The sequence below is a fragment of the Chitinophaga sp. CF418 genome (assembly GCF_900142925.1).
Taxonomy (GTDB): domain Bacteria; phylum Bacteroidota; class Bacteroidia; order Chitinophagales; family Chitinophagaceae; genus Chitinophaga.
In genome coordinates this window covers 402044-416650 of sequence record NZ_FRCN01000008.1, presented here as the reverse complement: position 1 = coordinate 416650, position 14607 = coordinate 402044, and the positions used below count along the sequence as shown (strand labels likewise).

5 protein-coding genes are annotated in these 14607 nt (G+C 47.9%); all 5 read right to left on the bottom strand.

Features of this window, described 5'->3' with window-relative positions:
• Positions 1–32: 32 nt before the first annotated feature.
• The 5 genes from F3I09_RS19605 to F3I09_RS19585 all read right to left on the bottom strand — a co-directional run bounded on the left by F3I09_RS19605 (position 33) and on the right by F3I09_RS19585 (position 14426).
• The gene (locus F3I09_RS19605) at positions 33–3425 is read right to left on the bottom strand and encodes a carbohydrate-binding protein (RefSeq protein WP_149696733.1); all 3393 of its coding nucleotides are present in this window, start codon (positions 3423–3425) and stop codon (positions 33–35) included.
• A 284-nt stretch (positions 3426–3709) separates the two neighbouring features.
• Entirely contained in the window at positions 3710–6877 is a 3168-nt protein-coding gene (locus F3I09_RS19600; protein ID WP_188133876.1) for an Ig-like domain-containing protein, read from the bottom strand.
• A 264-nt stretch (positions 6878–7141) separates the two neighbouring features.
• Positions 7142–9652 (bottom strand): zinc-dependent metalloprotease, encoded by a 2511-nt coding sequence (locus tag F3I09_RS19595; RefSeq protein WP_149696731.1) that lies wholly within the window; start codon positions 9650–9652, stop codon positions 7142–7144.
• A 77-nt stretch (positions 9653–9729) separates the two neighbouring features.
• A complete protein-coding gene (locus F3I09_RS19590; RefSeq protein ID WP_149696730.1) occupies positions 9730–11169 on the bottom strand; it encodes a RagB/SusD family nutrient uptake outer membrane protein in 1440 nt (479 codons plus the stop codon).
• A gap of 11 nt (positions 11170–11180) precedes the next feature.
• Positions 11181–14426, bottom strand: a complete 3246-nt coding sequence (locus tag F3I09_RS19585; RefSeq protein WP_188133875.1) for a SusC/RagA family TonB-linked outer membrane protein — start codon at positions 14424–14426, stop codon at positions 11181–11183.
• Positions 14427–14607 lie beyond the last annotated feature (181 nt).

The following is a 14607-nucleotide window of genomic DNA, read 5'->3' as shown; positions in this document are numbered from 1 at the left end:
CGGCGGACGGCTTTCTATAGCTAAAAGCACAATTACATCTTCACAAATTTCTTCACCACCGGTTTCCCGGCATTGGTAAATTTCAGTACATAAACGCCTGGAGACAGTTTGCTTACATCCAGAATACCATTCACTGCCTTAATCGTAACAGTCTGTGAAGTCACCACGTTAGTGATGGTAAACAGACCGCCGTTCTTCACATTACCCACCGTCAGCAGATCAGTTACCGGGTTAGGATAAACTCTCACTACTGGTTCCTGAGCAGCCGGGTTGCTGATAGCAAGGGATTGCACAGGAACGGTGAATTCGAACCAGTTCAGGTTAAAGTCAGCGCGGGAAGCATAAACGCGGAGCGTTTGTCTGCCTGCAGTCAGCGTAACGGTGGTGGTCTTGGTTACCCATGATTGCCATCCACCGGTAGCTTCTACATCAACGGTAGTCAGTATGTTGGTACCGGACTGCAGTTGCAGCTGGCCACCACCAGGAGCGCTGGCCACACGGAAGGCTACGGTATAGGTGCCTGAAGTGGCAACGTTCACATTATAATCCATCCAGTCGCCGGTTCCAACCCAGCCGATGTTCTGGCCGCCGCCTACGTCACCACAACCTTCTGTACCGATACCGTTCATGGCGTCAAAATCTTCCGCCTCGATACGGCCAGGAACGTTCTTCTGAACAGGAGCTGCTGTCACGTTGATAGCAACCGGAGTAGAAGTAGTCGTCATCTGGTTGTTGTCGGTAGCTTTGGCTGTGATGCTATAAGAACCGGTAGGTACCCCTGTCCACAGGTATTGATATGGGCTGGTGGTATCTTCACCGATCTTGGTCACACCCTGGAAGAATTCCACCTTCTTAACGGTACCGTCTGTATCAGCTGCGTCAGCTTTGAGCAGGATATCAGCACCACTCAGGAATGCTTCGCCATTCGCAGGAGCGGTGATGTTCACTGTCGGAGCATCGCCGATAGCCAGTGCGAAAGTGAAGTAGTTTACGTTGAAGTCATTTGCTTCAAGTACGATACGCACAATATGGTTGCCGGCCGGTAATGTGGTAGTAGTAGCAGAAACCGTCTGCCATGCCTGGAAGCCACCTGTGGTAGGTACGGTAACAGGACCAGTGATGTTCTGGCCATCCAGCTCTACATGGAGGGTTTTGGCTGTACCCGGATTGGCAACGCGTGCAGCGAAGGTATATTTACCTGGAATAGTGACATTGACAGAATATTCCAGCCATTCGCCATTGCTAACGTAGCCGATGTTATAACCGCCTTCTGAGCAGTTTTCCAGGTCTACGCCTTCATTGGTACGATATTGATTACCCTGGTTGGCAGTACTCTCATCGTGATAAGCGATACCCTCACCGCCGGAATCGAAGTCTTCTATCTCGATCTTGCCAGGTATAGCACGTGGAGCAGTTCCGGCAGGGAAAGGATTCTGACGGGAACCGGTTGCCTTATATGTGGCAGTATAGGTAGTGTTAACAGCCGGAACACGGATAGACTGTAAGGTATCTCCACCATGGCTCCAGGATACGAATGCATAGGTAGTGTCTCCCAGTACCTGAGGTGTGATAGCCTGCAGGGTAGTGAGTGCATTTACCACCATCGTCTTGGTAAATGGAGAAGTGGCTTCTTTACCTAACACCAGCTGGAGACCAGGAACATTGGAAGTTACGGTTGCCTGTATCTTGTTAGGGAAGATGTCTACAGAATCAACGCCTGTACGGCCATTGGAATCTGTAACGATCAGGAGCAGTCTGAACCAGATATTCGAAGAAGATTCACCAAGATTATCTGCGGTGAAAGACCCTGATTTGATACCTGCAGGCAGGGTAGGACCAGGGTGCCAGTGTTCGCTGGTTTCTGTATCCTTATGGAAGAAACGGAGCTCCCAACGGTATGCTGATGCTGGCAGTGTGCCATCTTCGGTATCCGTAGCAGTACCAGAAAAGTTTATTACAGTACCTACGCTCCATTTTACATCGCCGGTTGGTGCGCTGATGTGTGGGACTGGTCTTGCATTGAAAGGCAGTACGGTCAGTTTTGCTGCAGTACTGATGGCGGTGTCGATGTGATTGATCACTACACAACGGTATAGACCTGAGTCAGCCGGAGTGGTTTGTGCAATAGAGAAAGCGCTCTCTGTTGCACCCGGGATATTCACCCCGTTTTTCTGCCACTGGAATGACATCGGAATACCACCTGAAGCGCTCACCGAGAACTGTACAGGATCACCGGAAGTAACTGTTGCGCTTACCGGCTGGTTCACGATAGTCGGAGCCTGATTATTATTGTATTCAATTCTCCATAAAGCACCACTTGTTGCGTATCCTATATAATAAATGTTACCATCAAGGCCAACACTTGTACCCAAAATGCGTGTGAAACCTTTTGGTGCAAACTCAGTGTACTGAGATGCCGGTGTCAGGTTGTTAACATCCACAAATCTGTACCAGTCCCTGCACCAGTCGGTGAAGAAGAACTTGTTACGGTATTCCGCGGGATAATTGGTAGCAGGTGGATTAAAGAACACGCCGGATGTGATGGCGCATCCTCCCTTATCATCACTATGGTCGTAATAGTACGCTGCAGTGATAGTACCAGCTGCCTGGGTAGGACCTGTTTTACCATCCTGGCTCCAGCCATAGTTATAACCTTTGCTGGCATCAGGAGTGGTTACATCATTGATCTCTTCATAGTCGCCACCTACGTCCATTACAAAGATCTTCTGGGATGCCGGGTCGAGCGCCATTTTCCATGGGTTTCTCAGACCGCGTGCCCAGATGCTTCTCTGCTGACGGCTTGCGCCAGGTACGTCGTAATAAGGGTTGCCTGGTGCAGGCTGACCATCTTCTGTTAAACGCAGGATCTTGCCACGGTAAGTATCCAGCTTGGGAGATTCAACAGAGGAGTTGCTTTCTCCGACAGCTACATAGAGCAGTCCCTGACGGAACAGGAGAGCGCCGCCATTGTGTGCGCCGTTAATGATTGAATCAAGTTCCATCACCCGGTTAACACTTGTCACCTGGTTGGCAGTAGTGATGGTAAGCACATCGATGTAATGGCGTTTCATTTCCGTGTTGGTGTAGAAAATGTAAAACTTGCCATTGGTTGCAAACTGAGGATGCAGGGTGATGCCCAATAGTCCCTGTTCAGCATCCGTAACTGTCTGTGCAGTGTGCACTGTAGTGACAGTTCCATTCTGGAACACTTTAACGTTACCTCCACGTTCTGCGATAAAGATCCTGCCATCCGGCGCATGGGCCAGGGCAGTTGCTTCGTTGATAACGTCGCCGGTTAATTTTTTCTGGGTAAAGCCAGTTGGCAACTGACTATAAGCGCCATGAGGGCTTGCGAGGAACATAGCTATTCCACAGCATGCTGTCAGCAGATGCTTATGAAACCTAAGCAGCAGGTTTTTCTTCATTGTGTTTAAATGGTTTTTTGTTGAAAAACTAGAGTGTAATTATTGACGTGTTAAGGTTTATGAATATGGTTTAGGGAGTGATAAATAAAATACAGGATAAGGTTATTTTTGATTTGTTGACAGACGAAATTTACAACATAAGTTTGATACTTGTATTACCCTTAAATGAACTTTTGATGTTGTACTAATACGAGTACAACAGTTTAGTATGCTATCTTAAAAAATAGTTGATACGTTTACTAACGGTGTTAATTAAACGTACCAACTATTTAAACGATTGTAGATTATTGTTTAATGAATTTCAGTAATAGCATGTTATGCTCTTTGTTCGTCAGCTGAATGAAGTAAATACCTGCCGGCAAGCCACTTACATCAACACTATAAGTACCTGAGATTTTACCTTCCTGTGATAATTGTACAGATATTGAACGCCCGTTCAAATCAACTACTCGTATCTGTTTCACTCCTTCATTACTTAATAGCTGTACTTTATCATTCACAACAGGATTGGGATACAAACTAGCCTTCCATGTATTCTGCACTTTTATTGCCGGATTTGAACTGCTCAGCAAAGCCCCACCCGTGTATAAACTACCATATGCTTCCAGTTCGAAAATGGAATAACCATATTGCGTGGTTCTGGCCGTACCATATATCCGGAGATAACGACCATGTCCTGTAAGACCGGTATAGTCATTTACCAGTACATTATTGCCGGTAACTGTTCTCAGTGGCGACCAGTTAACAGTGTCATTGGATACCTGTACGATGTAGTCTTTCCCTGCCGCAGTTTCCCAGGTGATCTTCACCCGGTTGATGTTGTAATCTGCACCCAGGTCCACCCGTATCCACTGCGGATCGCTAAAGGCGCTGGACCAGCGGGTATTAATGTTGCCATCTACTGCATTCTGAGCGGTAAAGACGATGTTTTCGTAAGAGGAAATGACAGCCGGTTTATTCAGTGCCAGGTTAGTTTGCGTTACAGCAGTATCCGGGGTGACATAATATACATTGTCAATGTAGAAACTCGCAGCAGCTGCGGGCGCATCTCCTGAGAATGTAAATGCCTGGGTAATGGTGGCAAGATTAACATTGGTCAGCGAGCTGACAGGAATAGTTACCTCATGCCATTGCCCATCCCTGATCAATCCCAGCTTCTGTTCACCGGCGGCAAAGGGGATGGCCTGCTCCCCATTCTGGGAAATAACACTAAAACGGAAGGAACCCTGATAGCTGGTCTTGAACTGGAACTTCAGGAAGCCATTGCTGAAATGCGACAGGTCGCGTACATCATGTGAAACACCCAGACCAAACCAGTTATTGGCTGCCGCCGTAAAGCCCATTACCTGCGTTCCCTCATAAGGCGCTGCCCCGCTGATAGTCGTTAGGTTATTCCATACATAGAGATTGGCATCCAGACCATAGGTCAGTTTATCCGGGATAGATGCATCTTCACTATAGATACCATACCTGTTGGAAAGGATCTTATTATCCTGCACGGTGATGGTAACCGGGGCAGAGGTAGTGCTTAGTTTACCATTATCAGTAGCCTTGGCGGTGATGGTATAAGTACCCTGCGGTACGTTCTCCCAGGTGTAATTGTAAGGCGGTTGTGTAAGCGTAGCCAGTAATGTACTGCCATTAAAGAACTCTACTTTGTATATCAGGCCATTATCAGATACATTGGTATTGATCCCTACCTTGGCCGGCCTTCGGTAGGGAGTGCTGGCTGTAGGGGAAGTAATGCTGATCTGCGGAGGGGTATTACCCGGCGCAGCTACCAGTACCGTAACAGGTTTGGAGGTAGTGGTCTTGTTCTGATTATCTGTCGCTTTCGCGATCAGTTGGGCGATGGCCTGGGTAGACGTCTGCCAGGTATAATTGAACGGTGCAGACGTTACCGTTCCCAGGTAATTGGCCCCATTGAAGAAGTCCACTTTGCTGATAGTACCATTCGGATCGGTCGCATTGGTCTGAATAGAGATAGATGCCGGAGTAGTATATACCGCTTCATTGGCAATATTGGTAATAGCAACCGTAGGCGCTGGATTGTCAGACACACCACCGGTATAATAGATGTTGTCAAAATAGAAGTCCGCCGCTGTTGCTGGTGCATCGCCGGAAAACATGAACAGCTGCGTGACCTGCATAAGGTCCAGTGCGCCGAACTCACTGACAGGAATGGTCACTTCATGCCATTGCCCGTCCCTGAGCAGTCCGTGCTCATTACTGCCGGTGAAATTCACCCAGCCTTCCACGCCATCTGCTACAATGCCTACTTTGAAAGGTGCAGTGGAGGTGGTCTTCATATGAAACTTCAGGCTACCCCCTGCATAATTGCTCATATTCTTGCTATCGTTGGCCACACCCAGACCATACCAGGCGCCTGCATTAGCATGAAATGCCCATACATTGCTGCCTTCAAATGGTGCTGGCGCTGGTGTGATATTGGTGATGTTGTTCCAGAGATAAAGATTAGCCCCTTGTCCGAAAACCACTTTGTCACTTACGGTGGTGTTGTCGGTAAAGATGCCGTAGTTACCCTCCGGTGCGTTGTTGGAACCGAGGATAAGTTCTTCTCCCTGTGTAATATCCTGGTACAGTTTAATGTAGTCAACCTCCATGCGGCCGGGTAGGGGAGCGGTTACCCCCGCCGCAGAAGTAATACCGGGATAATTCCCGCCCACTGCCAGGTTGAGAATGATGTAGAAAGGATTGCGGAAGGCATCAAATCCATTTGTTCCGCTGATGTCTATCCGGTAATAAGGACTGTTATCAAGGAAGATAGTCAGGAATTGCGGATCCCATTCCAGTTTGTAAAGGTGATAGGCATCATTCAGCGAAGTGTTCTGAAGAATGCTATCCTTCGCATAAGTAGCATGTCCGGTATAGCCTCCCGGATTTTCCGTCCACCAATGCGTAGCTGCACTGACGGTCCTGTTGGCCCGGCCTTCGGCAAGGGCGCCGGCAAATCCCATTTCAAGAATGTCTACTTCTCCGTTGTGTGGCCAGGTACCGCCTGTGGCGCCCAGTAGCCAGAAAGCAGGCCATAGGCCATTCGCTACATTAGGCACTTTGATCCTGGCTTCCAGTGAGCCATAACGGAAAGAGACACGTCCTGCAGTCTTGATACGCCCTGACGTGAAAGGTTTGCCGCCCATGGTTTCCCGGCGGGCTTCAATAATGAGCGTACCATTTTCAATTCTTACATTTTCAGCACGGTTGGTGTAGTATTCCAACTCGGCATTCCCCCAGCCGCAATTTCCTTTGGTACAGCCATCTCCTGTTTCGTAGGTCCATGTCTGCGGATTGAGCGTGGTGGTGTTGAAATTCTCCTCCCAGACAAGTTGTCGCTGGGCATGGGTCGCAAAGGGTAAAAGTGAAAGACAGAGCACAGTTGCAAGTAATGGGCTCTTTTTCAACCTGGGTGTTGGGTAACTTGGGTTCTTCATACGATGAAATTTTAGGTAACGTGAACGTGGTAAATAATATCGGTAAATTAATGATTGACGGGGAGAACCGGTAGGCATGGCGGGAATCTTTTGTTCATAAAATCGCTGCACTGTAAGCGACACCGAAAGACTGGCACACATAATGGTGCCGGTTATTAAAACGTACCACCTACAAAAGAAAACGTGCGATAGACATCGCACGTTCCATGTTTACACCTAATAGAGCTCATATGCTCTTTACCACATATTTAGCTCGAGAAATAATCACTTTTTAGGATACAACCCGTTATCCAGCCTTTCATAAAGGTCCTGCAGATGATTGCGGGTCGTAAGGTCAGCCATCTGCGGCATAGCTGCTTTTATGCTGCCCGCCAGCTCTTTGGCATGCGCCCTGATCAGCGGAGTAACTTCACTGTCCCTGCTGATCCTTGCAGCGGGCAACAGTACAGCCAGCAGGCTTTCCACATATACACGTTGCTGGCCACGGCGATAAACATCTGTAGCCTTATGCGTTGTTAATTCAGAGAAGATACCAGTCTTCAGATCATGTAGGAGCTGCGCTGCTGTATAAGCTTTTGACGCATCAAAAGCTTCCTGCGCATTTAGCCTGTCTATCAGGTCGGGGGCCATTAACTGTATCAATACCTTCTTCTGTATAGCGGCTACCGCAGAAAAATCCGTGGCGGTCAGCGTGGACAGTTGTTTGTCATCCAGCCAGGAAGGTGTTGCAAAAAGCTGTTCGTTCAGGAACGCAATGGCTCTCTGCTGCTTGCTCTTTGTAGGAAATTCATATACAGGACCTGACTGCTCCACCGTCTTCGGTGTAGTAAGTATGCCGCCTACCTGCGATGCAACATGGCCCACATAAAGATCAAACTGTTTCACGATCTCCATGTACATTTCGCCCGCCTTCGAATAATCTTCATCAGGCTGGCGCGTCCATTCCAGCAGGTGTTTCTCTATCCGTTTCAGGTTGGCAATGCCATAGGTGCTGGCCTTCATAGCGTCATCACCCAGGTCTTCACGCTGATTTCTGGGGTCATACTGTGTTTTGGCATCGTTAGGTACTCTTTCAATACCGAAGAAGTACTGTTTACCTGATGCGAGTTTATCGATCACTCTTTTGTTCAGCACTGGTGTTTCTTCAGCTGCGCTGTTAGCGCCGGGCACCAGTTTGTAGCCCCATTCAATAGCCCATTTGTCATAGTCTCCTATACGGGGGAAGATGCCTCTCACACCAATGTTATCTTCCGGTTGCGCTACATAGTTGAAACGTGCATAGTCCATAATGGAAGGCGTATGCCCATGTGCTTCCACCCACTGTTTACTGCGGAGGCTATCTACCGGAACAGTAGAAGATGCCCCCCAGTTATGGCGCAAGCCCAGTGTATGTCCAACCTCATGGGAAGAAACAAAGCGGATCAGTTCTCCCATGAGCGAATCAGGCAGCTGTGGCGCCTGCGCTCTTTTATCAATGGCGCCTGCCTGTACAAAATACCATTTGTACAATACGTCCATCACGTTGTGATACCAGCTGATATGCGTCTCAAGGATCTCGCCTGTGCGTGGGTCTTTAATACTTGGTCCCATCGCGTTGGCGATGTTGGATGGTTTGTATACCAGCACAGAATGACGGGCATCCTCAATACTCCAGGTACTGTCATCAGTGGGCGCCTCTTTAGCGACTATGGCATTCTTAAAACCTGCTACTTCAAAAGCTGCCTGCCAGTCATTGATACCTGCTATCAGGTAAGGTACCCACTTCTTTGGCGTTAGTGGGTCTATGTAAATAACGATCGGGTGTTTAGGTGTTACCAGTTCCCCGCGTTTATATTTTTCAAGATCTTCTTCTTTCGGTTCTATGCGCCATTTCCAGATCATGCTTTCACTCTTTATGCCCTGGGAATTAGCGTCAAAGTCGATGTATTCATCTGCAAAGAATCCTACCCGCGGATCAAAGAAGCGTGGTTGCATGGGGATAGCTGGCAACAGTACAATTGAGCTGTTCAGCTCAAAGCTGTATGTCCTTGTTTCTCCATTAGGGAAAGGCCTGGAATTGTAAGTACGTACTGTCTTTATTTCCACGTTCATCGGATAGGCGTGGACGTCCTCTATATATGACCTGTCCGGGGCCATCATGGCAAGGCCCATCAGATTTTTAAGAGCAGGGTCGAAGAACAGAATGGAATTATCTGCATTCACATAATCCGTCACTTCTATCACACTGCTTTTTGTACTATCGTTGATCGCCTTGATGCCAAAAACGGCTTGTATAGATTGCAGATTATTGTTCAGCAGGGAACGGTATAATCCATTAGCTGAACTATCTGCAGAACGTTCTTTATAAGAGATCGTCTTCAGGAAGATCTTGTTACCATTGCCCTTTTCAAAGCGGATCACTTTTTCCCCGATCTGATCGCCGGAATAAGTGCCCAGCATGAAACGGAATTCAGAAGATCCCTTAGCGATCCTGCCAACTACCAGCATATCCCTTCCAAGCAATGAATCCGGTATTTCGAAGAAATACTTGTCATTTGATTTGTGTACTTTAAACAGTCCATTAGTGGTAATGGTGCCTGGCGGAATCACTTCCTTATATGGCTTCGGCGCGTCGGGTTTTGCCGGCAGGGCCAACCTGGCCAAGGCGGCAGCCACACTGTCTTTTCTGATGGTGGTAGTATCTTTTCCTTTCTGTTGTTTCTGTGCAGCTGCCGGTAATGCAATGGCCACGGTGCATAGCATTCCAAGCACAATGCTTGTTGTTGCAGATTTCATTGGTACTAGTGATGTTTTAATGATGGCATGGCTTCCTTATATGGATATGGCAAGGTTATGACAAAGGTTGTGTTCTTTTAATTGCTATACCCCGGATTCTGTTTGATATTCGGATTGAGCTGTGTTTCATCGTAGGGTATAGGGAGTACCTTATGGTTCGGATCCCATACACCTCCTTTCTGCGGAGCAAGTGTAGGCATTAGCTCGTCTATCTTGTCCGTACGTACCAGGTCAAACCAGCGGTGTCCCCATTCTGTGAACAGCTCTATTTTGCGTTCCTGCGCAATGGCTGCCAGCATAGCATCTTTATTTGTGGCAGTGGTGCCTGGCAGCGATGCCTTGGCGCGGATAGCATCCAGATCTGCCTGTGCACTGCCGGCGCCTATGATATTCCCCAGTTGTGCCCTCGCTTCTGCACGTATCAGGTATTGTTCTGACAGGCGTAACACCATCAAGGCTTCAGGTGTACCGCTCGGATTCTTCTGATACTTGAATGGATAGTAATAAGTAGTGCCGTTGGCTACGAAGGCGCCCACCCATTTGTCGCGCCGGGCATCTCCCTGTTCAAAACTGTTCACGAGTGATGTACTGAGCGCTCCTGGTAAAGCAGGAGTGACTCCCGGTGGATTCGTGAATGGAATGAACGCCTGGGCGTCGTAGGTCGCATAGTTAATGGGATCAACTGTCAGCAAATACCAGATGGCTTCTTTAGAAGTTGTAGTGAACGTTTTATTAAGGTCCTGTTCCAGCTGGTACACGGCATTACTGATCACAGCTGTAGCTTGTGCTTCAGCATTAGCCCAGTCTTTCCGGTAAAGATAGACACGCGCCAACAGCGCTGTTGCAGCCAGTTTGTTGGGACGCGCTCTTTCAGTGGTGCCGGCAGTAATGCCTCTGAAATAAGCTTCTCCCATCAGTGATTGCGCATCTTTCAGGTCGGCAATGATCTGTGCATATACCTGTTCTTTTGGTGTACGCGATAGCGTATTGTTGGTCCTGTAATCAGTCGTCAGCGCCAGTGGTACATCTCCGTAGGTATTCACCGCATAGAAATATATAAGCGCACGTAAGAATCTGGCTTCTCCCAGTAATTGCTGTTTAACAGGCTCTGAAAGTCCTTTGGAAGCTGTAACACCTTCTATAGTAACGTTGCAGGTATATAAACGCTGATAGAATTCGCTCCAGAAATAATCGCCGCCCACATTGTAGGTGTTGGTATAAAACTCCTGTAGTGTAGTGCCCATAATGGCTGGCAGGTAGTTTGTTATTTCATCAGCTGCCATCCCTTCCAGCATACTGATGCCATTGATACCGCTTACGAATCCACGATTACTGATCATAGCGCTGTACAAACCCGTCATAACGGAGGTTGCAGATGCATTTCCTGCAAAGGCTTCCGCACTCACGATCTTTGAGGTTGGTGGATCGATCTCCACTGCTTTATTACAGCCTGTACCTACTGCCAGCAGCAGGAGACCAGTATACAGGTAACGGAATGATTTATATTGAAATGTCATGGTAGCTCTTTTTATAAGGTTACTTTAAGACCACCGGTAAATGTCTTCATCGGTGACAGGTTGAGGCCTCCGGATTCCGGATCGAAATCACGGAATTCCTTTTTCGTGAAAGTCAGCAGGTTCTGACCCTGTGCAAACAAGGTTACCTGTTGCAGACGTATCTTCTGCAGCCATTTTGATGGCAGCTGGTACGAAAAGGAAACATTCTTCAGCCGGAGGAAAGGAGCGTCGGAATACGCCAGTGTACTGTTCCTGGCGTATAATGCCCAGGGCAGGTAGCCAAAAATGTTCTGGCCGTACTTCGGAATATCTTTTACATCGCCTGGTTTCTGCCAGCGGTCCAGGGCTACATTTACTAACTGATTGCCCATGAATCCGGGAGGGAAGATGCCATTCAGCAATGGATTTTTAACCACATGTTGTTCAAACTGGAACAGCAGGTCGAGCGACCAGCCCTTATAACGGAGAGCGTTCTGGAAACCTCCGAAATACTTCACTGTCGGATCAATAAAGGCGATCTTCTGGTCAGGCGCTGCAACACGCTTACTTTCACTGTTGATAAACCTGTAGGTGCCCGTCTGAGGATCTACCCCTGCATACTGGTATACCCTTGTAATACCAAGCGGTTTGCCTATCATGAAGTTGGGATCATCAGGGCTTAGTCCCGGATATTCTGTAAGCTTATTACGTGGTAACGATATATTCAGGAAGCTGTTCCATTCGAAGTTCTTACTTTTTATGTTGGTGGTATGCAGCTCAAATTCCCATCCGGTATTCTGCACTACAGCAGGAAGGTTACGTTGAATGGAACCAAAGCCTGTTACAGCCGATAACTGATAAGCCAGCAGCTGGTTATTACTGCGGTTGGTATAGTAGGACGCAGTTACCAGTATCCTGTCATTAAGGAAACCAAGGTCAATGGCGCCTTCTACTTTACGCGTAGCTTCCCATGCCAGATCCGGGTTGAATAATGCCTGTGGCTGTAATCCTTTATCGCCCTGGTAGCTGAACCCTAAAGGCTTGTAGAGATCAAGGAAGGCATAGTCGCCTATGTTGTCGTTACCGGTGGTACCATAACTGCCTCTCAGTTTGCCAAAACTCATGAAAGGGATCAGCTCTTTTATTGCCTTTTCTTCGGTGAAGATCCATGCACCACCAGCTGACCAGAAGAAGTGGAACCTGCTGTCGGGCCCAAAGCGGCTTGAGCCATCATACCGTCCATTTAAAGTAAGGATATACTTGTTAGCCCAGTTATATTTGATCCTGCCAAAGGTGGCAGTATATTTATTTTCATTGTTACCAAAATCTTCAACGGTGATAGTATTCGCTGCCTGTGGGTTTTGCAGCAATGCATCACTGGCATAACCTACGCCACTCTGTGTCAGGTTCTCATTCTGCTCGCGGCGGAATGTCGCTCCCAGTAAGGTCTCAAAATTGCCTTTGCCCAGCCCGAAATTATAAGTAACCTGTGGTTCTATGTTCCAGCTGCCGTAATTGGCATTCCTGTATCTGGCAGTAGCCTGCCTTCCCGCTGACCTGAAAGGATTGGAGATGGAAAGGGGATTGCCCACATATTCTCTTTGTACTACATTCTCATAACCGGCTGATACTTTTACATTCATTCCTTTGATAACCTTGTAACCGAACGTAACATTCCCGTTCAGATGATTGGAACGCCCCAGGTATGGTTGTAACAGCGCCGCAAACGGGTTATCGAAGGTGCCGTTCTCCCAGTTAAGCGTTCCGTCCTCATTATAAATTTTAGGTGCATCGGGCGCGAGGAGCCTGATGTTGAATGTAGGATCAAGCGGGGTGATGTTGTTGGTGTTGGATACATAAATACCTCCCGCATTTATGCTTAATTTTCTGTCGTTGCTGGTGCCGGTAATACTGAAATGCGCAGACCCTTTTTTCAAAGCGCCATCTGTTGGCATGACCGGAGTTTCGCGGTGATAACCGCCGCCTACAAGGTATTGGATATTGTCCGTTCCGCCTGTTATAGTCCCCTGCACATCGGAAGTATGCGCGCTGCCCCCCAGTATTAGTTTCTGCCAGTTGGTGTACCTGGTGGTATCCCAGGTGCCGTTCACGTCATAATCGAGGAAGCTGGGTTTTGCATTGTCGTTTGTGAATGCTTCATGCCGCATCTGGAGGTATTGCTGCAGGTTCATATATTCCGGCATGCGGGTGATCTTGCTGATACCGGTATAGGCTGTCAGATTCACCTGCGTGCGTCCTGGCTTTCCTTTTTTGGTAGTGATCAGGATCACTCCGTTTGCACCACGGGATCCATAAATAGAGGTAGCGTCGGCATCTTTCAACACATCAACACTTTCTATATCCGCGGGATTCACCAGGTCAAGCAGGTTACCCTGTGCCAGTGCACTGTTAACGGAGCCGGAAGTACCTCCCTTGAATGGTACTCCGTCAATAATATAAAGGATGTCATTACCGGATGCAATGGAATTACGTCCGCGCAGTTGCACACTCACAGCACCTCCCGGCATACCCGTCGTCTGGTTGATCACCAGACCGGACACTCTTCCTGACAATGCCAGTAGCGGATTGCTCACTGGATTCCTGGCGATATCTGCTGCTGTAACAGTCGCTATGTTGCCCGTGCTCAAACGCTTGGTGGTAGTACCATAAGCAATCACCTGTACCTGGTCCAGCTCACTGGTAGATGGTTTCAGATAGACGAACGTCGGGTTTTTAAGGCTTACTGTGACAGTTTTTACAAGGTATCCCGTATAGGTGATAGTCAGTTCCGCATTTTCAATGCCATCGTCCACCTTCAGTTCGAAATACCCGCTGGCGTCGGTCGTTGTTCCCTTGCGCGTACCTTTTAGCATAACAGTAGCCCCCGGCAACCTTATGCCTGATGGATCGACAATCCATCCCTTCACAAGCCTGGGAGGATCGGCTGGAGTGACAGCTACCGGCGCTACCGGAAAAAATGACTTGGTATCCCTCGTAATGACAATCACATTGTTGAGGATAGAATAAGCAAGCCCTTGTTTGGCCAATAGAGCAGGCAGGAATTCGCTGATCTCCTGATCCTTTACGTTAATATCCACCGGTTGGGTCTTTTCCAACAGGGTAGGGTTGGCCAGAAATTCGCGCCCCGTCTGTTCACTGATGGCTTTAAAGATATCTGTCAGTGCCGCCTTTTTTTTGCTTATCGTTACCTTCTGCCCATAGGTAGCTCCACTTACGTGAAGCACAGCAACAAGGATAAGCGGGATGATTAATTTCATAATCATTACTAATTTTGAAAAAGGAATTGGCATACCTTTGCCAGGTACAATATTCTTCATACTTGTACATTTAGGGATTTACTGATTAAATGACGTAAGTGACATTAATGAAGTAGTCCTTATAGCAGGACCTCAATTGCAGTTGAGGTCCTGCCTTTTTTATCAGGACTTACTTACAGTT